The organism is Erwinia mallotivora, from assembly GCF_000590885.1.
In the GTDB taxonomy this organism is placed as follows: Bacteria; Pseudomonadota; Gammaproteobacteria; order Enterobacterales; family Enterobacteriaceae; genus Erwinia; species Erwinia mallotivora.
Genome location: NZ_JFHN01000022.1, coordinates 73,774 through 95,064 on the forward strand (window position 1 = coordinate 73,774; position 21,291 = coordinate 95,064).

Sequence of the window (21,291 nt, forward strand, 5' to 3'; positions counted from 1 at the left end):
GCGCCGAAGGGAGAAAGACCATGAGAACGTTAATTAAAGGCGGCACGCTGGTGGATGAGTCAGGGGAGTACCAGCAGGATATGCTGATTGAGCTGGGTAAAATTGCCCGCCGCCATCCGGATATCGCTGTCAGTGACGATATGCAGGTCATTGATGCCCGTGGTCTGCTGGTAATGCCTGGTGGCGTTGATGTACACACTCACTTCAATATTGATGTGGGCATCGCTAAGAGTTGTGATGATTTTTTTGCCGGAACCCGGGCAGCCGCCTGTGGCGGGACCACCACTATCGTTGACCATATGGGGTTTGGGCCAACGGGTTGTACCCTGCACCATCAGCTGGAGAAATATCATCAGGATGCCAGATCGGCGGTAATCGACTACAGCTTTCACGGCGTTATTCAGCATGTCAACGAGGAGATTATCGAAGAAATACCCGCAATGGTTCATGACGAGGGGATCAGCAGCTTCAAATTTTATCTCACCTACAGCCATTTTCTGCATGATGCGGAAATACTTCAGGTACTGCAAAAACTGGGCGATACCGGGGCGCTGGCAACCGTGCATCCGGAAAATGATGCCGCTATCCGGTGGCGACTGAGCGAATGCAAAAAGCATCACCGTCTGGCCCCCATCTGGCACGCGCACAGCCGCCCACCCGCCTGCGAAGCAGAAGCGATAGCCAGAACCATTAATCTCGCCCGACTGGCAGGGGATGCGCCACTGTACATTGTCCACCTCTCAAACGGGCTGGGACTGGAATATACAAGGCTGGCCAGAAATGCCGGACAACCGGTTTGGGTGGAAACCTGCCCGCAGTATCTGCTTCTGGATATGAACTGTTATCTGCGCCCGGACGGTCTGAAATTTATGCTCAGCCCGCCGCTTCGTCCCCGTGCCGAACTGGATAAGCTGTGGGTGGGGATTGCAGATGGCGGCATTGATACCGTTGCCACCGATCACTGCAACTTTCCGTTCTCGCAACGCCAGCAAATGGCCTCGGAAGACTTTACCCGTTGCCCTAACGGGTTACCCGGCGTGGAAAACCGACTGGCTCTGCTGTTCTCTGAGGCGGTGATGACCGGGCGCATCAGCCGCTCACGTTTCGTTGCCCTGACCAGCAGCAACCCAGCCAGACTGTTTGGATTATGGCCGGAGAAAGGCAGCCTGCTGCCCGGCTCTGATGCCGACCTGGTGCTGTTTGATGCCCACAAAAATCAGACTATCCATCACCACCAACTGCACGACAATGGCGACTACTCTCCGTGGGAAGGCTTTCGCTGTCAGGGGTGGCCAACGATGACCCTGTCGCGTGGCGAAATCGTCTGCCGCCAGGGTCAGTTTACCGGCCACGCCGGACATGGTCAGTTTATCGCAAGAAAACCATTCATTAACAGGACGTTACCATGAAGAAAAGAATCGTACTGGCGCTGGGGGGTAACGCTCTTGGCGAAGGCCTTTCCGGCCAGATGGAGGCGGTCAGAACCACGGCAGAAACCATCGCCGGGCTGGTGGCAGAAGGACATGAGCTGGTGATAACCCATGGCAACGGGCCGCAGGTGGGCATGATAAATCAGGTATTTGCCGCGGCTGCCCATACCACTGTTCATGCCCCCGTCCTGCCGATGTCAGTCTGCGTCGCGTTAAGTCAGGGCTACATCGGCTATGACTTACAGAATGCTCTGCGGGAGGCGCTGAGAAATCGCGGGATAAATAAAAATGTGGTATCGCTCATTACTCAGGTGCGGGTGGATGAGCAGGATCCGGCATTTCTTCAGCCTGATAAACCCATTGGCGCGTTTCTCAGCCCGCAGGCAGCGGAAAAACAGCGTAAGCAGGGGTTTGTTCTGCGGGAGGATGCCGGAAGGGGCTGGCGGCGTGTCGTCGCTTCGCCCAAACCTCAGGAGATCATTGAAGCGCCTGCGGTCACCGCGCTGCTGGCCGCCGGGCAGATTGCCATTGTCGCGGGTGGTGGAGGCATTCCGGTTATCGCCGAAGGCAATCACCTGCGTGGTGCCAGCGCGGTAATCGATAAAGACTGGGCCAGCGCAGTGCTGGCAAGTGATATCAATGCCGATATGCTGATCATTCTTACCGCCGTGGAGAAGGTGGCGATTAACTTCAACACGCCGCAACAGCAGTGGCTCGACAGCCTGACGCCACAGGAGGCGCACCGCCTGATAGCCTTACAACAGTTTGCCGCTGGCTCGATGCTGCCAAAAGTTGCAGCGGCTGCGTATTTTGCTGAATCCCGGCCGGGTCGCCAGGCATTAATTACTTTACTTGCCAGAGCCAGAGAGGGCATTGCAGGTCTGACCGGAACCCTCATTCAGCAGTAGCGTTGCAGCCAGTCTGCGTTGGCAATGACCCGGCAGCCCCGCTGCCGCCACAACAGCGCTGACTACGCCGGTGGCAGATAATTTCAGCAAGGATACTGACGGCGATCTCTTCCGGTGTCTCCGCATTGATATCCATACCCACCGGTGAATGCAGTTTTTGCAGCAAGAGATCGTCTGCCCCCTGACTGATTAGCAACTGTCGAAAATGCTGAGCCTTCTTGCGGCTTGCCAGCAGCCCGAGATAGCAACAGGGCAGCCAGAGCATTTGTTCAAGGACCTCGCGATCCTGATGATTAGTGGCAATCACCACATAACTGCTCTCTTTAAGCGGCAATGTGGCAATGATAGTGCTGTAGTTGTCTCCTGCGACGCGCTGGCAGGCAGTCGGCAGCTGCGGATGACGAAGATTTTCTTCCCAGGGATCGGCAATGATCACCTCATAACCCAGCGGCAGCGCTGCCTGAGCCAGTGCACGATTGACGTGTCCGGCACCGAGTAAAAAGAGCGCCGGGCGGCTGGAGTAAACAGCAATATGCACCGTCATCGCCCCGCCACAATCTGCGCCTACTGCATGATCGCCCTGACGCGCCAGTTGGCCATGAAACAGTCTTGCCTGCCCTTCGGCCAGCGCCTCCAGCGCCTGCTCCATCACCAGATTTTCCATCTTTCCTCCACCGATGGTCCCGGCCGTTTCGCCATTTTCTGCCACCAGCATACTGGCCGAATGACGTGGCGTTGAGCCGCGACTCTCAATGATGTGGATCAGGGCGAAGGCAACGTTTTCTTTTTCCAGCCGACAGGCTACGGCGAACAGGCTCATGGCAAACATCCTCTGATTAATGTCACCGGCAGTTGATGCAACCTGTATGCCGCTTTTTAACCTCATGCCCATGACACGAATCACAAAAAATCGCCGCTATTTCTCATATTGAGCGAGAAATTTATTAATTTGCGAAAAATGAGGTTTTTTCCCGCTCAGGGTTAGTAAATAAATGATTTTCATTATCAAATGTCCGCTCTCTGGTCGGTTACCGTTCTGCGGAGTGCGAATAGCATCACGAAATATAATGAAAATATCCCATCACTAAAGCTCTGGCGCAGTTGTTGCTAAAGCCCTGCGGTAAGTCACACCCGGGACGGCAAGCGCGTTTCAGTACCGGGTATCCGCAAGCAGCACAAAGGAGCAATGTGTATGGGTGACATAATGCGTCCCATCCCTTTCGACGCCCTTCTGACACGAATCTGCGCCGAATATCAGGAAAATCAGTCGGTGTTTGGCATACCTGAACAGGCATTTTATTCCCGCAGCCCATCGCGTCAGATAGCCTGTTTCGGTCGGCGATGCGATACGCCTTTGGGGCCAGCCGCCGGGCCACACACCCAGCTGGCGCAGAATATCATTGTGGCATGGCTGACAGGAGGCAGTTTTATCGAACTGAAAACGGTACAAATTCTGGACCGTCTTGAGTTGGATAAACCCTGTATCGACGCCAGCGACGAGGCCTGGAACACCGAATGGTCTACCGAATTCACGCTGAAAAAGGCCCATGACGAATACCTCAAAGCCTGGATGGTATTGCATCTGTTGGAAGAGATTTTTACTCCCAGACATCACGGCCAGTCGCGCTCTTTTATTTTTAATATGAGCGTTGGCTATGACTTAAAAGGCATTCAGCAACCCAGGATGCAGCAGTTTATTGATCAGATGGTGGATACCCGCAACAATCCGAAATTCGCCCGCTACCAGCAGGCGTTAGCAGACTTTATCGCCCGGGGTGATTACAGGTTACTGGCGAAAGCTGACCGCTCCGCGTTACAGAGCCTTCCCACTCGTATTTCGCCAGAGATGGTTAACAGCGTCACCCTGTCCACGATGCATGGCTGCCCTCCGGACGAAATCGAATCGATTTGCCGCTATATGCTCACCGAGAAAAAACTGCACACCTGTGTGAAGCTGAATCCCACACTGCTGGGCTACCAGCGGGTCAGAGAGATCCTCGACGGCAATGGTTTTGACTATATCTCGCTGAATGAAGCGTCCTTCAGCCACGATTTGCAACTGACGCAGGCGCTGGCAATGCTGGAACGTCTGATTGCGCTGGGGAAAAAGCAGCAACTGAGCTTCGGCGTCAAACTGACCAATACGCTTGGGGCGCGTAATCATAAGCAGCGACTACCCGGTGAAGAGATGTATATGTCAGGCCGCGCACTTTATCCCCTGTCGATCAATGTGGCGGCAGTACTTTCTGAACATTTTGACGGTAAATTGCCCATCTCTTACTCCGGCGGGGCAAGCCAGTTCAACATTGCCGACATCTTCGCTACCGGTATTCAGCCCATTACCATGGCCACCGACCTGTTGAAACCCGGCGGCTATCTGCGCATGAAAAACTGCGCGGAACGGCTGGACGGCAGTGAGGGTTGGGACAGCCATCAGATTGATGTGGTGCGCCTGCGGGCGCTGGCTGAGCAGGCGTTGAAAGCTGACTGGGCGCAAAAAGAGTGGAAAAGCCGTGACGAGATTGATACCGGTGCCAGCCTGCCGCTCACTGACTGCTATGTGGCACCCTGCGTCACTGCCTGTGCCATCCATCAGGACATCCCCGAATATTTGCGTCTGGCAGGAGAAGGCCGTTACACCGATGCGCTTGAGCTGATTTATCAGCGCAACGCGTTGCCCGCGATCACCGGGCATATCTGCGATCATCAGTGTCAGAACAACTGCACCAGGCTTGATTATGAAAATGCGCTGAATATCCGGCGCATAAAAAAAATCACGCTGGAAAAAGGCTGGCAGGGCTACCGGCAGCGCTGGCATAAGCCCGCCGGTTCCGGCGACAGACCTCCGGTTGCGGTACTGGGTGCCGGACCTGCTGGCCTGGCGGCAGGATATTTCCTTGCCAGAGCGGGGCATCCGGTCACTCTGTTTGAACGCGAGGAGAGTGCTGGCGGCGTGGTCAAAAATATCGTGCCGCAGTTTCGCATCCCGGCTGAGCTTATTCACCATGACATCAACTTTATTAGCGAGCACGGTGTGAAATTTGTTTACAACTGTGCCCCTGATCTGACCATCGCCTCATTGCGCAGGCAGGGCTTCTCCTCAATCTGTATCGCTGTTGGGGCCGGTAAGAGTAATCGCCTGCAACTGTCGGGTTCAGGTGTTAAGCCACTTAAGTCTTTCGAATTTCTCCGACGTTTTAATCGCAATCAGCTGGCAGGAGAGGTGCGGGGAGAGGTGGCCGTGGTGGGAGCCGGAAATACCGCAATGGACTGCGCCCGTGCTGCCCGTCGCGTACCCGGCGTCAACAGCGTCACCATCATCTACCGACGTGAACACCGGGATATGCCTGCCTGGCCGGAGGAGATTAACGCTGCCAGACAGGAAGGTGTGGGCTTTGAAACGCTGCTCAGCCCGGAAGGATTTGACCACGCAGGCCAGTTGGTGATGAGAGTGATGAAACCGGGTGAACCGGACAACCAGGGACGCCGCCGTCCGCTGGCAACAGAACAAACTCGCTGTCGGCATTTTGACGCGGTGATTACCGCCACCGGTGAACAAGCGGATACCGACCTGTTGCAGAGGCTGGGGCTGGAAATGGCCGCAGACGGATATCCCTCGGTTAACCCTCAGACACTGGAAACCAGCGTGCCAGGCGTGTTTCTGATTGGCGATGTACAAACCGGTCCGGCCTCTGTCGTCTCTGCTATCGGCAGCGCCCGCAAGGCAGCCGATACCATTCTCAGACGGGAAAATATTCGTGGAAGCAGCGACGATAAACGCTGGCTTAACAGCAATCCTGCTGCCATCTGGGCCCGTAAAGGCACCGTCGCTGTCCGCCAGATTGCCTGTGACGACGGTGAAGCCTTTGCCCGACAGGAAGCCGCCCGCTGCCTGGAATGTCACTACGTCTGCGCTAAATGTGTCGATGTTTGCCCAAACCGGGCCAACGTGGCGCTTTCCGTACCGGGTTTCCAGAACCGTCAGCAGATCCTGCATCTTGATGCCTTATGTAACGAATGTGGCAACTGCGCACAGTTCTGCCCGTGGCAGGGTAAACCCTATAAAGACAAAGTGACCGTGTTCAGCTTGCAGGAAGATTTTAATAACAGCAGCAATCCGGGTTTTCTGGTGAAAGAGTCGGCGGTGCAAATCCGTCTGAAAGACCGCACCTGGCAGCTGGAGCTTGGCTCCGAGGGAGAGATCGCCGGTGACCTGCCGGAAGAACTGACCAGCATGGCGCAGATTATTCGCTATACCCATCAACATCATCACTATCTGCTGGGCAGCGTGGAGGAATGACCATGATTTTGTTAGAAAACTGTACCGCAGTTCAATTTTCACCCTGCCAGATCGATCATGGCATCGATATTGTTATTGAAAACGACCGCATCGTGGCTACCGGTGCGCATCTCCGCCCGCATTATCCCCAGGCAACCGTCAGAGAGATGCAGCAGCGCCTGGTGATGCCGGGGCTGGTCTGTGCCCATAACCATTTCTATTCCGGCCTGTCTCGTGGCGTGCTGGCCCCCATTCCGCCCTGCCCGGATTTTATCTCCACACTTAAACATCTGTGGTGGCGGCTGGATCGTGCTCTTGATGAAGAATCGCTCTACTACAGCGGGCTGATATGTTCACTGGAGGCGATCCGCCACGGCTGCACCGCGGTAATCGATCACCATGCCTCACCCTCGTTAATTAAAGGTTCACTGGCTATTCTGCGTCAGGGTTTTATCAGGGCAGGATTACGCGGAATGACCTGTTTTGAAACCACCGATCGTAATGCGGGTCTGCAAGAGCTGGAAGCCGGAGTGGAAGAGAATGTGGCTTTCGCCAGCCTGATTGACAGTGAGCGTGCCACCAGCCAGCAGGCACCGTTGGTGGAGGCGCATCTGGGGGCACATGCTCCATTTACCGTGCCGGATGCGGGACTGGAAATGCTACGCGAAGCCAGAAAAATCACCGGGCGCGGGCTGCATATTCATGTTGCGGAAGACAAATATGACGTGTCCCACAGTCATGATAAATATGGCCTGGATCCCATAGTGCGGTTGGATCAGTTTGACCTGCTGGATGAAAAAACCCTTATTGCTCATGCTTTGTGGCTTTCTGCGGATGAAGTCGCACTGCTCAACCAGCGGGGTGCCGCCCTGGTACACAACGCCCGTTCCAATATGAATAATCATGTTGGCTACAATCACCATCTTGCTGAGTATCAGCTGGCCGCACTGGGGACTGATGGTATTGGTGCCGATATGTTTGAGGAGCTTAAGTTCGCGTATTTCAAACACCGGGATGCCGGAGGGAAGCTGTGGCCGGACAGTTTTCTGCAAATGTTGTATAACGGCAACCGCATTCTGGAGCGGAATTTTGCCCGGCCGTTTGGCCGACTGGCGGCAGGCTACACTGCCGACCTGACCATCTGTGATTATCTCTCCCCCACGCCGTTGCAGGCAGAAAATCTGCCTGGCCATCTTGCGTTTGGACTGGCCAGCACTGCCGTTCACAGCGTGATGGTCGCGGGTTGCATGGTATATGAAGACCGTCAGTTTACTTTTGACGTCGCGCCGCTGTATGCCGAAGCCCGTAAAGCTGCGCAGCGTCTCTGGCAGAAAATGGCTACGCTGTGAAAATGGGTCGGCATCAGGCCGGTGGCCCCTTCTTTATCTGCCCTGAATAATTCGAGTTGCAGAGCGGCGGCGAGGCGATAAATCTCCAGCAGAGTAGATCAGTACCTGGCTGGGGGAGTGAGAAAAGCCCGGGTGCCTGCAACTTAAATTATGACAGCTATCGCTGAAATTCTGCGCTTTCTCAGTTTGATAAGTGGGAAATGATAATGAGAGGTGAGCGGCCCGTAGCGGATTTTCTTGATATCCGTTAAGCCACTGACACAGCTGTTGCTCCAGAGATGGCGTGATCCTGCTTCCAGTTTTCATTCTCTTTTTGTCGGCAAGCCACAGACTGGCACAACTTAAGCATTCTCCATTCGCGCCAGGCACTGCCCGGAAGCAGACCTGGCGTAATCAGGGAGGTTTAACACCTTCGAATCGTAGCCGGGAATGCCATTCCCACGGCCGTAATGGAGAAATCTGACCATGAATGTTTCAGTATCCCCCTCGCATCTTTCCCCTTCATCAACACTTCCCGTCGATGAGCTGCTGCCAATTGGGCTGATGATGCTCTATGGCCTTCAGCATGTACTGGTGATGTACGCCGGGGCGGTGGCTGTGCCGCTGGTGGTTGGCTCCGCGCTGGGCATGAGTAATGACCAGATCGTGCTGCTGATCAGCAGCGATCTCTTCGTCTGCGGTGCCGCCACGCTGCTGCAAACGCTGGGTATTGGCAAATGGCTGGGTTGTCGCCTGCCGGTGGTCCAGGGCTGTACTTTTGCGGCATTGATCCCGATGGTGTTAATTGGCAAAGAGTATGGCATGGGCGGCATCAGCGGGGCAGTGATGGTCGCGGGGGTATTTGCCCTTATCTGTGCACCGTGGATCAGCAAGCTGGTACGCTTTTTTCCTAAAGTGGTGATGGGGTCGATAGTCGCCCTGATCGGCCTGTCGATTATGCCCGTAGCCGGAGGCTGGATAGGCGGCGGCAACAGCGATATGCAGGGGTTTGGCAATCTGATGGCTCTGTCGCTGGCGGCGTTAACGCTGGTCATCATCCTGAATATTTACACCTTTGCCTCCGGGCTGGTTAAAAATATAGCCGTGCTGATTGGCCTGATCATCGGTTCTGCTGTCTAGTACGTTGTGGACACGCTGGACTTCAGCCAGGTGGCGGCTACCCCCTGGCTCAATTTGCCTGTCCCGATGCGCTTTGCCTCACCGGAATTCCATCTTCTGCCGATTCTGCTGCTGACCATGGTGATGGTCGTCGTGATGGTAGAAACTATGTCATCGATGATGGCAACCGGCGAAATTGTGGGTCGCAAGGCCGATGCCACCACGCTGAAAAAAGGACTGCTGGCCTGCGGTCTGGCAACCCTGTGCGGCAGCTTTTTTAACCTGTTTCCCTATGCGGCATTTGCCCAGAACGTGGGGCTGATCAGCCTGACCGGGGTACGCAGCCGCTTTGTGGTCGCCTGTTCCGGCATCATTCTGATCCTGATGGGATTGTTCGCAAAACTGGCGGCGCTGGTGGTGATAATACCTAAACCGGTCCTCGGCGGTGCGGGTGTGGTGATGTTTGGTATGGTTGCCGTTTCCGGTATTCGTACGCTGGGACAGGTTAATTATCGTAATAATAATAACGGGATGGTAGTGGCCCTGACGCTGGGGCTGGGACTGATGCCGGTGCTGGTTCCCCAGCTGTTTGCTCAGCTACCGGAGCTGGCAAAAATGTTCCTGCACAGCGGCATCACGCTGGGCACCTGTGTGGCTATCGTCGCTAATCTGATCCTGAACGGCAAAGGTAAATGGATGAGCAAAGGAACCGAGTGCGCTACCTGCGAGCCTGACCCCCATCCGGGGGAGAATGAATCCACCGCCGCACGCCGTATGGCGGTGAAAACCGTGCGGGTCTGGCTGCTATTAAGGCGGGCCAGGGCGGCGGCGCAGGAGAAAAATCAGTAGGCCGTCTCACTCTGTTTCAGCCTGCGGTAGACATTTAAGGTCAGCACCGTCGCCAGACAGACCAGCAGGCCGCTGAGCAGATAGATCACCGGAACGCCAAACCAGCTCATGACCAGCCCCGCCAGCGGGCCGGTAATGCCCAGCGAAAGATCCATAAATGCCGTGTAGGTCGCCAGGGCGCTTCCCTGGTTCTGTGGCGGCACGGCTTTGACCGCCACCACACCCACCGCCGGAAAGACCAGAGAAAAACCGGCTCCGGTGAGAAAAGCGCCCAGTTTCGCCATCCAGGGATCCACCGATCCCCAGACCAGAAACAGACCAACAGCCTCAACGGCAAAACAGACGATAGCAACAGGCAGTCCACCATAGCGGTTAATGGCATTGGGAAAAAGCAGGCGGGTGCCGACAAAAGCACCACTGAATAACGTCAGCGCCCAGGCGGCACCTTCCCACCCTTTTTCCTGATAAAACAGCGTGATGAATGTCGCTATTACGCCAAATCCTGCTGAGCCCATCGCGAGGAGCAGACCAAAATTCCATACTTTGCCCAGTACCGCACGAAAAGGTAGCGGCTGCCCTTTGCTGCTTTTCACCGCAGCCCTGGTCATCGCCGTTAGTATTGCCACCAACGCGATAGCAATGATGAGGCCGGATAACAACAACAGCCCACCCCAGCGATAAATTGCCACGCCCACTGGCGCACCTATGGCCATAGCACCGTAGGTGAAAATGCCATTCCAGGAAATAACCCGACCTATATGCAACGAGCCGACCACACCGACGCCCCACAGGGTTGCTCCCGTACCGGCCAGGCTCTGGCCAAAGCCCAGAATAACCCTGCCAAGGCACAGCAACAGCAGGCTGAGCACCGGCAACCCTGCACTCAACGCCGCCAACGCATAACAAAGCCCACTAAGCAGGCAGCCGCAAAGGCCGACAATCACCACCTTTTTGGGACCCCAGAGATCGGTAAGCCGCCCGGCATGAGGCCGACTGAGCAGAGTGGCAAAATATTGCAGGCTGACGACCAGTCCGGCCCAGAATGCGCCGTAACCCATCGCATCATGTACATAGCCAGGCAGTACCGCCAGTGGCAGGCCGATGGTCAGGTAGCTGGCAAAATTGAAAATGACTACGGACATAATGCGCAGATTTAAGCGTAAACCGCTCGGAGCGAGTTCCGTTGCAGGTTGCTCAGGCATGAAAATCAACACCTTCAGAAGAACAGGAATTTTTACTATAACCCGATTTTAAACAAGATGTTCGCTGTGCTGACTGCCGGGATGACAATAACAAAGAAAACGTGCCGGGCATCTTGCTTATGCCTGTAGCCTCCCGGAAAAGCCAGGCGCTTTCAGACCGTCAATCAACAATAAACAGCTGTGCACCACTGTCAGTCCAGGAGCGGTGCGCCTCGGCATTATCTGCCACCTGATAGCTCATTCCGGCGGTCAGTGTGAAGACACGGCCATCATCCAGTTCTGTATGCAGTTCGCCAGACAGGCACAGCAAAATATGGCCTTTGGAACACCAGTGGTCAGCCCTGTACCCCGCAGAATATTCAACCATTCTGACGCGAACTTCGCCGAAATTCTGCGTTTTCCAGAAAGCTTTGCCACTTTCTCCGGGATGTTCGGTCACTGCCAGCGCTGACCATGCGGTGGTGCCAAACGGAATATCAGTCATCTTCATCACGTATTGCCTTCGTCAGAGGGATTTCAGGCAACATAACAGCCGAAAATCATTTTGTATCGTTTTTATCTTTCGTGAGCTTCCTGCCGGCACAGCCACCGCAGAAGGAAAGTGGGGTCTGTCCGCTATCCCATTATTTTTTTACGTTTCTCCCCACAAACAAACCCCAAAAAAGAGCTGATCTTTACATGTTTTATGCACAGGTTGCCTGAAGTGGTTTCAGGTATAAATTATGTTACATCTCAAAGAGACGATATACTTAGCACAGACGGATATCTGCTCAGGCAGGCAACTGCCCGCAATATTCCGCTGGCTGTAGGAGAAAAGATACCTACACCATCCGTACCATTTCGCCAGACGCAGCATCTTTTTTTCTGGTGAACGGGAATGTTCTGGTTGGAAAACAATTAATTACAGGGTGTTTTATATGAAGCTACGTAGGAAGCGTGTTAAGCCAATCGGCTTAAAAGACGTAACGATCATTGATGATGCCAGGTTACGCAAAGCAATTACCGCCGCATCATTAGGTAACGCCATGGAGTGGTTCGACTTCGGCGTTTACGGTTTTGTGGCTTACGCTTTGGGTCAGGTATTCTTTCCGGGAGCCGATCCCAGCGTGCAGATGATTGCCGCACTGGCCACCTTCTCTGTTCCCTTTTTGATCCGCCCGCTTGGCGGCGTATTTTTTGGCGCACTGGGTGACAAATATGGTCGCCAGAAGATCCTCTCCATTACCATTATTATTATGTCGGTCAGTACCTTCTGTATTGGTCTGATACCGTCGCATGCCTCAATAGGCATCTGGGCACCCGTGCTGCTGCTGCTGTGTAAGATGGCGCAGGGCTTCTCGGTGGGTGGTGAATATACCGGCGCATCGATTTTTGTCGCAGAGTACTCGCCTGACCGTAAACGCGGGTTTATGGGCAGCTGGCTCGATTTTGGTTCTATTGCCGGTTTCGTTCTGGGTGCGGGTCTGGTGGTATTGATTTCCACCGTGGTGGGCGAAGCGAAGTTTCTTGAGTGGGGCTGGCGCATCCCGTTTTTTGTCGCGCTGCCGCTCGGTATTATCGGCCTCTATTTGCGCCATGCGCTGGAAGAAACACCCGCTTTCCAACAGCATGTGGACAAGCTGGAGCAGGGCGACCGGGAAGGCCTGAGCGATGGCCCCAAAGTCTCCTTTAAAGAGATCGCCAGCAAACACTGGAAGAGCCTGCTGGCCTGTATTGGCCTGGTGATTTCCACTAACGTCACTTACTACATGCTGCTGACGTACATGCCAAGCTATCTGTCACATAATCTGCATTATTCCGAAGATCACGGCGTGCTGATTATCATTGCCATCATGATTGGGATGCTGTTTGTGCAACCGGTTATGGGGCTGATGAGCGATAAATTTGGTCGTCGTCCGTTTGTGATTGTCGGCAGTATCGCTCTGCTGGTGCTGTCGATCCCCTGCTTTATGCTGATCAACAGTAATGTGATGGGGCTGATTTTCGCCGGGCTGCTGGTTCTGGCCGTGGTGCTGAACTGCTTTACCGGCGTAATGGCTTCTTCGCTTCCGGCGATGTTTCCGACGCATATTCGCTACAGTGCGCTGGCCAGCGCCTTTAACATTTCGATTCTGGTCGCCGGTCTGACGCCCACTCTGGCAGCATGGCTGGTGGAGACGACCACCGACCTTTATATGCCAGCCTACTACCTGATGGTGGTGGCGGTTATCGGTCTGGTAACCGGGATCATGATGAAGGAAACGGCCAATAAGCCACTGCGCGGTGCCACGCCTGCCGCTTCCGATATCACCGAAGCGAAGGAGCTGTTACAGGAGCATCACGATAATATTGAGAGCAAGATTGAAGAGATCAGCACACAGATTGCTGAGCTGGAAGAGAAGCGTAAGCATCTGATCAATCAGCATCCTCATATTAACGACTAACACCGACGGCAAAAATAAGCCCGCGTTGATGGACTGACCTCATCGACGCGGGCTTTATTCTGTTGAGCAGGTGTTAACCTGACCGGGTTTATTGATGCGGCAGGATGCAAAATGTCGCTGTAGCCGCTATTGCCTGCCTGGTGGCTGTTCCAGATGACTGGTCGCCATCCCCGTCCAGTAAGTTCCCGTCTCCGGAACAGGCAGAAATTCCTGATTCATCTGTTGCAGGGTTTTCGCCGGATCGAGATCGCGGAACAACTGTGGATGGAAAGCTTTGGCAAAAATTTCCACATCCAGCAAATGCCACGGGCTCATATAGAAATTGTGCCACACCGCCAGAGCCTTACCGTTACGAATAGCCGGTAACGATGAGAGCATGGTTTCACGTTGCAGTGCCTGAGCAAAACTCTGCTGTGCCTGCTGCGCGTTAACCTGTGGACCAAGTTGCAACTGTCCCGACTGCTCAGGTCCTGCCATGCCGGTGACAATTAACACCTGAGGATTTGCCGCGATCACCGCCTCCGGCGAAATTTGTCCAAAGACGCTGGCAAAACGCCCCGCTGCAATATTGTCGCCCCCAGCAAAGGCCAGCAAATCGGCCAGATTACCGTGTCCAACCGTGGTACAGCACACTTCCCTGCGGCCGATGTGCAACTGCAACATCACGCTGGGACGATGTGGTTTTGCCTGCTGCAAACGATCGCGGATCAGATTCATATGCTGCTGATAAAACGCGATAAACCGCTGCGCTTTCGCCTGATCATTGAGGACTTCACCCAGAATTTTCAGGCTCGGCACGGTGTTCTTTAGCTGATCAACACGGGTATCGATGTAGATAACCGGGATCCCCGCCTCGGTCAGCTGTTGCTGAAAACTGTCATGGTTACTCGCCTGTTTGGCATACACCGGCAGAATAACCAGGTCAGGACGCAGCGCGATCACCTTTTCCACACTGATTTGCGCGTAGTTAGCTTTGCCAATGATCGGGATCTTTTTGATCTCGGGGAAAGCGGTGCTGTAGCGCTCCCAGGTCTGGCTGTCCAGCCGTTGCAGATCGCCCGGCCAGCCTACCACCCGTTTGACCGGGTTTCCTTCTTCCACCAGCGCAAGGGTATAAATCATTCTGCCCTCGCCCACCACTATCCTTTGCGGGTTGTCCGGGACTTCCACCGTGCGTTGCAGAATATCAGTAACCGTTTTTGCCGGTGCCACGCTGCTGACCATCAGCAGCGCAAAGAGCAGTGCTTTTTTCATCCTTTTCTCCGGTCAGAAATCGACGGCGGCCTGTAGATAAACAACGCGAGGTTCACCAACGCTGACGCGGAGGTTACCGGCACTGGATTCGTAATACTCTTTGTTGAACAGATTATCGATGTTCAGCTTAAGCTGGGTATGTTTGCCCACCAGCTGGCTGTCCCAGGCAACAAACGCGTCGGCTACGGTGTAGTCGGGCATGGTGAAGCTGTTTTCAGGATCGCCCGCCCGACTGCCCACATAGCGGCCGCCACCGCCCACGCGCAGTTCGCCCGGTAGCCAGGAGAAACGCAGGGTGTGGCTCAGATAGAGGCTGGCCATATTGGTTGGCGCATTAACCAGACGGTTACCTACGTTTTCAGGATTAACATCGTCCTCAACGATTTTGGTTTTGTCGTAGCTGTAGTTGGCGATCAGGTTCCAGTCTTTGGTCAGCTCGCCGTTGATCTCCACTTCCGCCCCACTGGAACGTGCCTTTGGAATATTACGCGTTACGCCATTGATGTAGACCGACATATCTTTTTCATCAATGCGATACAACGCCAGAGTAGCTGAGAGTGCAGGCACAACCTGCCATTTCGCCCCCACTTCCCAGGTGGTGCCTTTTTCGGTGGATGCCACGTTGCCATCGTCATCGGTTTCTGTTGACGGGGTAAACGAACGGCTGTAGCTACCATACAGTGAGACGTCAGGCAGGACTTTATACACCAGCCCCATCTGCGGCAGGAAAGCGTCTCCACGATCGTTCAGTGATGAAGTAGGATTCACAAATCCGTAGCTGCTGGTCTGGGTGTAACGCTGATAGCGCCCGCCCAGCACGGCGATCCATTTATCGGTCAGATGAATGCTGTCTTTGGCAAAGACAGAGCGGCTGTAAAGATTGGTGCGCACATTGCTCAGGCTGTCCGTATAGGTGCTGCTGCTAACTATCGGTTCTTCATCATATACCGGGTCATACATATTAAAGGTTTTCGACACCTTGCCACGGTAAGAGTAAGCCTTGTAGGTTTCGTTCTGTTCGTAATCCACGCCGAGCATCACATCATGCTGCATACCCCAGATTTCCGGGCTGCCGCCGATATCCCATGACAGGTAAGTTGTCTGATGGTTAAAACCACGGTTGGCATCCGCGCGGCGGGAAACGATCCCGGTGGTGGTATCTATTGCCGTAGCGCGAACTTCATTACTGTCGTAACGGCGCTGCATCCAGGCATAGTTGAAATGGGTATCCCAGGTGTCATCCAGCTTCCAGGCGAAGTTGAAGTTCAGGCGCTTATTTTTCCCCCAGGCGTGGTTGGCATGATCGTCAAGGCGCTGGTTATAGGGGACATTTACCGGTTTGTTGTTAATAAACGCGGTGCCACGGTCATACGGAATATCGTATTTGTACTCCACGTAGCTGAGGTTAAACGAGGCTTTTTCACCAAACCAGCTGAGTGAAGGAGCAAGCAGCGTATGATCATTTACGCCGAAATTGCGCCAGTAATCTTCACGTTGCCGTTCAGCAATCATCCGAAAAGCGAACCCATTGCCCAGCGGACCGGTCACATCAACAGCACCCGTACCGCCGCCGAAGCTGCTGGTGCCTCCGCTGATGTGGGTGTTCCACTCGTACTGTGGTTTTTTACTGACCAGATTAATGACCCCGCCCGGATTAAGGATGCCGTATAGCAGCGAAGCCGAACCTTTCAGCACTTCCACATGATCAATGGTGGAATCCATTGACAATCCCTGGTTGCTGCGCACACCGTCGAGGAAGGTTGAACCATCTGAATTCGCGCCAAACCCGCGCTTAACAAAACCATCTTCTGTTCCACCCAGCGTATTTCCCTGGGTCACACCGCTGACAAATTTCACCGCATCGTTAACGGTTTTGACCTGGTAATCTTCGATCACCTGTGGCGTAACAACGCTGACTGACTGGGGGATCTCATTTCGAGGTGTAGCCGTTCGCGTGGCGATAGTGGCCGAGTCCTGACTGTAGCTGCCGCCAGTGCCGGGTTGATCGGCAGTGACGGTGAGAGTTTGATCTTTAACCGCATCTGCCGCTAATGCGCCGCTGCTGCTAAGCAGGGAGGCAAAAATAACCGACTGGGTTTTTCCACTGAGGCGATAAAAAGTGACAACACGAGTAAATGGCGAGTTCATATGTTAGTAAACAGGTAGTTTTTTGTTCGCGAATGATAATCAGTTTCATTGGCGTTATCAATTTGACTACCGGCGTATTTTCGTCACTACTACATTTTGATCATTTTATTCACAGATGACGATCATTGCCTTAAACAATGACCGTAGGATAAAGAAGGAAAGGGCTTACAACATGCTGTGCTGCAAGCCTTTTTTATCAGAAATGATACTTAATGCCGAGGTTACCGTTATAGCCTTCCAGACCTTTTCCCATGCTGCGGACGTAACTGGCTTCAGCATAGACACTCAGTTGGCCAGAGACTTTACCAGCAATCCCTAAACCGGTTTGCCAGTACCCCTTGCTGATATCCGGCCTGAACGTTTGATCGTCAAGGATCATTCCCGGCGTTTTACCCAGTTGGCGAACGATATCTGCCTTCACGTAGGGCTGAACTCTGGTTGCATCATAAAACAGTCGCGCACCCAGTCGGGCCTGTCCTGTCGTGATGTTCTGATCTTTCATTTTCACCCCGCTGGCATAGCCCTGACTGATGTTCATGTACTGCCCAATCAGTTGAAACTGCGGCTCAATGCTTAGCTGCTGGTAAACACTAAAAGGCTTACCCACTTCAGCCGAGAGCAGGGCGCTGTAGCTGTCCATCTTCGCCCTGGTCAGACTGGTAAAGCGGTTGCTGTAGCGGGTTATCTGCCCCACCGTATCCAGATAGCTACCGTCATCGTGCCATGCGGTGAAATAACCTCCCACGCCATAAGCCGTGGTTTCCGTCTTACCGACATAAGCAGAGAGACCTTCACGAAGGGTTCGGGCATTATCACGGTTACCGCTGCGGATGCGCCCCAGAGTGAGCATCGGCCCGGCTTTACTATGCCAGCCATTCGCCAGATCTTTTTGCATCACATCACCGCCTAACTGCACAAAAGCGCTGTTAACGTTGTAAGCATAACGCCCTGCTGCGTAGCGATCGTGACGCCCCCAGGTTCTTCCCCAGACCGCGCTCCCCTGCTGATAAGCCCCAATACGGGTATGATAATTTCCGGCTGACTGAAAACCGTAAGCGGCATTGAGATAGGGTGCCATCATGTAGCCAGCGATTTCCGGACGCCAGCTGACAACGTTTTCACCTGCTGCCGTGTCGTCAGTCGTATCTGACGTATCCGGATCAACCGCAATATAAGAAGATTGCAGATACCAGCTGTTGTCACCCACCTTGTTGACGAAGTATTCATACAGTCCGGCAACCACGCTCCCCTTCTGAGTAAAACTGGCTGAGGTGGCATCTCCGGCCACCTTAACCAGTAAAATCCCGGCATTAGTTAACGCACCCAGGCCATTCTGATTGACCACCGTCAGGCTGAAATCACCGGTCGCATTGCCGTTCACCAGGATTTGATCGGTGGGGGAGTCGTCATCTCCTGCTTCGGTACGCAGGACAAACTCGCCGGAACCAGAAAGATCGCCGGTTACCGTCAGCATGCTGAAACCACTGGCACTGTTAAAGGTGACCAGACCATCCTGTTGCAGGTCAACGACGGTCGAGTCACCACTCATTACCCAGCGGCTGGTACTGTCCAGAGAGAGCAGGCTGACACTTTGAGTCACACCAGACAGCAGGGAGTTATCGCTCAGGGATAAGCTAATCACCTCCTCTTCGCTGTCCGCGATAACATCGCCCAGCAACGAGACATTACCAGAGGCATTGACCGTTACCGTTGAATGGGTCTGGGTTCCATCGCTTGCTTCCGTTGCCGAAGCCTGTAGCGCCACACCATCGCCGCCGGTAATCACCGTCCCGTTTTGCAATGTCAGTTCAAGATCGCTTCCCTGTACAAGCACGCCCGTAGACTGCTCACTGGTCAGGGTAACGTTGTCTAGTGTGACGGTATTTTGCTGCCCGTCCGCCTGACCGCTGGCCAGTAACCCGACCGCCAGACCGGTAGTGGTCAGTTGACTGTTGCTGATATTCAATGTGGAGAGGGACGTTTGCAATGCTGCGGCATCCGCACCCGCCGTGCTGACCGTCACTCCGTCGGCAGTGATAGTGGAGGCCTGTTGTGCAGACAATCCGGTACTCTGATCGCCTGTAGTAGTGAGGGTGGAATTAAGCAGTGTAATGGTGCCGCCATTCAGAGCCTGCGCGCCAGATGACGCCCTGCCGCTGGTCGTCGCGGTAATGTTTTCTGCGGTGACGACACTGTTTTCTCCGCTGCTGAGAATCGCTGCCGCATTCGCCCCGGAGGTACTGATAACAGAGTCGGTAGCGGTCAGCGTTCCCGCAGTCATGGCAACAAGACCATAGCCACCATTGCCGGTGGTGGTGACGGTAGAGTCGCTCAACACCAGATTTCCGCCACGCGCAACAGCGCCATAGCTGTATGTACCGGTGGTGCTGATAGTCAAACCGCTGCCTTCCGCCTGGCTTTCGGTGTAGTAGCCATAACTGTAATTGCCGGACGTGCTCAGCGTACTGTCTGTGATGACAGCCGAGCCGCTCTGGATATCCACTGCATGTGAGCTGGTGCCACTGGTAACAAAACGGGTATCTGACGCCTCCAGCGAGGAAGTGGCATAGGATAACCAGACGCCATGCGCAGCAATACCTGTTGTCTGATAGCTTCCTCCCTGAATCGTGGCAGAGGAACTGACATTGACATCCAACGCATAGCCATAACTTCCGTTGGTGGACACATCGACATTGGTTAATGTTGCGCTGCCGCCCATCAGCCTGATGCCGGTATAGGCGGCAGTGACGCTGCTGTCAGTCAGGGTCAGCGTGCTCCCTGTTCCACCAAGAATGGCTGGCATCGATGTCGCACTTGAATCGACCGTCAGCTGGGTGGCAGTTAATGAGCTGTTATATACGGCTATCGCATTTCCGCCGTTTATGCTGGTCTGATCGATCTCGACGTTATTCAACGTGGCGCTGGCCGCACCGGAAGTCCCTGAGAGATAAAGTGCTGACGAACTGGTACCACTGGCGGTCATCTGCACATTTTCTGCGTTCAGTGTGCCGCCCGACATATACAGCACGTAAGCTGATGCGCCACTGGTGGAAATATCCGCATCCGTCAGTGACAAACTGGAATTATTTGACTGGATGGCATTACTGCCATATCCCGAGGTACTGATTGACCCACCATTCATAATCAGTGAGCTGTTCTGATAGAGGTAGACGCCATAGGCGCTGATGCCTTCAGATGATAGCGTGGCACCGTTGAGGGTCAGTCCCGCCTGTTCCCTGATATGAGCAACATAGGTGCTGTCCGCCGTGGTGGAAAAAGAGAGATCGGAGTCAGTAATAAGCTGGCTGTTTGCCCCGGCAGCATACAGCGGAATAGTGGTATCCGTAGAGTGATATCCCTCGGTGACTTCCACCGTTGTTCCGTCAGTTACACTCCAGTTTTGATCGGCCAGAGCGCTGAAAGGAAAAAGTGTTAACGTCAGAACATTGAGAGCAAAAGGCCGTATATAAATAGCCATGGTGATTCCTTCAGTTGCTTTCCATAAAAATTAAATATGATGCTACTGTGGTGACAAGATGTGATTTGAGAAAAAAATACAAAATGTTAAAAACAACTACTGGAAAAAAATTCTTATAAGGAAGTTGTAAAAGACCAAATAACAACAACTTCATTCATGATCTAACTCGTTAACTCATCTCAAAGGATATTATGACAAAGTTAAGAATGAGTGAAGGCTTTTTATTGGCTTTAATTCGAATTAATCAGAAAGACACTACTTAAAACCAACCAGAAAAACAACAAATATAATTCAGGTACAAAAAAACAAAGATAAAGTAACAGGAAAAAGTAAAAAAATGCCTTATCAGAAGAAACATTGATTAGACCGGTCACAAGCTTCGTAAGAGCCACTCTCTGCCCGATGATATTTTAATTAAAAGGAATCATAATTTGTTGATAATGAGATACGCAGAGTCGTTATTTAAGACCGTTAATAACACACAAAAAAAATCATTAAATTCCAATAATGAATAAAAAATATTATTACAGATTTCACACAATCACTGTCAAATAATAAGAATCCATCCTTACGCTGCTATTTTTCAAGGTAATAATCTCAGCTACATTATTTTTTGGACATCAAAACCGCCAAAATCATCGCTCAGTTCGTTTTCATAACACATCGCTTTCACCTCTGTTACCGGCGGTAATTTCCGTTATTCTATTCTGCTTCGTATTCGTAATAAGGGCATCCCGCCCTGATATGGCGATAAGTTTCGCACCCGGGAAAACGCAGGGAAAACAGCAAAATTTTGGCAGGGATGGCGCCTGACTACGTCAAAAAAACGGATGTGGAGAATGTCATGTGACATTCTCCAAATATTCTGAAAAG

General features: G+C 53.3%; 11 protein-coding genes and 1 pseudogene. 6 read left to right on the forward strand and 6 right to left on the reverse strand.

The features are described from left to right. The first annotated feature begins 20 nt into the window (after nt 1-20). Both hydA and arcC read left to right on the forward strand, forming a co-directional pair. Nucleotides 21-1,409, forward strand: coding sequence for a dihydropyrimidinase (gene hydA / locus BG55_RS03315; protein WP_034934329.1), 1,389 nt, complete (start codon nt 21-23; stop codon nt 1,407-1,409). Beyond that, nucleotides 1,406-2,338 (forward strand): carbamate kinase, encoded by a 933-nt coding sequence (gene arcC / locus BG55_RS03320; protein ID WP_034934331.1) that lies wholly within the window; start codon nt 1,406-1,408, stop codon nt 2,336-2,338. Before hydA ends, arcC begins: the two co-directional genes overlap by 4 nt. Here the strand turns inward: arcC and BG55_RS03325 are convergent. Then, a complete protein-coding gene (locus tag BG55_RS03325) occupies nt 2,325-3,158 on the reverse strand; it encodes an XdhC family protein (protein WP_084276178.1) in 834 nt (277 codons plus the stop codon). The genes arcC and BG55_RS03325 overlap by 14 nt on opposite strands. A 372-nt stretch (nt 3,159-3,530) precedes the next feature. Between BG55_RS03325 and ygfK the strand changes: the two genes are divergently transcribed. The 3 genes and pseudogenes from ygfK to BG55_RS03340 all read left to right on the forward strand — a co-directional run bounded on the left by ygfK (nt 3,531) and on the right by BG55_RS03340 (nt 9,913). Continuing rightward, the gene (ygfK, locus tag BG55_RS03330) at nt 3,531-6,638 is read left to right on the forward strand and encodes a putative selenate reductase subunit YgfK (RefSeq protein ID WP_034934333.1); all 3,108 of its coding nucleotides are present in this window, start codon (nt 3,531-3,533) and stop codon (nt 6,636-6,638) included. Between the two features lie 2 nt (nt 6,639-6,640). Next, nucleotides 6,641-7,966: a putative aminohydrolase SsnA gene (gene ssnA / locus BG55_RS03335; RefSeq protein ID WP_034934334.1), complete on the forward strand. Its 1,326-nt coding sequence runs from the start codon at nt 6,641-6,643 to the stop codon at nt 7,964-7,966. A 465-nt stretch (nt 7,967-8,431) separates the two neighbouring features. Further along, nucleotides 8,432-9,913 (forward strand): annotated as a pseudogene (locus BG55_RS03340) (nucleobase:cation symporter-2 family protein). Here BG55_RS03340 and BG55_RS03345 read toward each other — a convergent pair. Beyond that, the gene (locus BG55_RS03345) at nt 9,907-11,115 is read right to left on the reverse strand and encodes an MFS transporter (protein WP_034934336.1); all 1,209 of its coding nucleotides are present in this window, start codon (nt 11,113-11,115) and stop codon (nt 9,907-9,909) included. The pseudogene BG55_RS03340 and the gene BG55_RS03345 overlap by 7 nt on opposite strands. Before the next feature lie 160 nt (nt 11,116-11,275). Continuing rightward, nucleotides 11,276-11,605, reverse strand: a complete 330-nt coding sequence (locus tag BG55_RS03350) for a DHCW motif cupin fold protein (protein WP_034934338.1) — start codon at nt 11,603-11,605, stop codon at nt 11,276-11,278. A gap of 427 nt (nt 11,606-12,032) precedes the next feature. Between BG55_RS03350 and proP the strand changes: the two genes are divergently transcribed. Next, entirely contained in the window at nt 12,033-13,538 is a 1,506-nt protein-coding gene (gene proP, locus BG55_RS03355) for a glycine betaine/L-proline transporter ProP (protein WP_034934339.1), read from the forward strand. A gap of 126 nt (nt 13,539-13,664) precedes the next feature. On the opposite strand, the gene BG55_RS03360 is transcribed toward proP, so the two are convergent. The 3 genes from BG55_RS03360 to BG55_RS03370 form a co-directional block, all read right to left on the reverse strand. Beyond that, nucleotides 13,665-14,792, reverse strand: coding sequence for an ABC transporter substrate-binding protein (locus BG55_RS03360; protein ID WP_052018664.1), 1,128 nt, complete (start codon nt 14,790-14,792; stop codon nt 13,665-13,667). Between the two features lie 12 nt (nt 14,793-14,804). Next, nucleotides 14,805-16,940 (reverse strand): TonB-dependent siderophore receptor, encoded by a 2,136-nt coding sequence (locus tag BG55_RS03365; protein ID WP_152542605.1) that lies wholly within the window; start codon nt 16,938-16,940, stop codon nt 14,805-14,807. A gap of 196 nt (nt 16,941-17,136) precedes the next feature. Then, nucleotides 17,137-20,418: an autotransporter outer membrane beta-barrel domain-containing protein gene (locus BG55_RS03370; RefSeq protein ID WP_034934340.1), complete on the reverse strand. Its 3,282-nt coding sequence runs from the start codon at nt 20,416-20,418 to the stop codon at nt 17,137-17,139. Between the last annotated feature and the right edge of the window lie 873 nt (nt 20,419-21,291).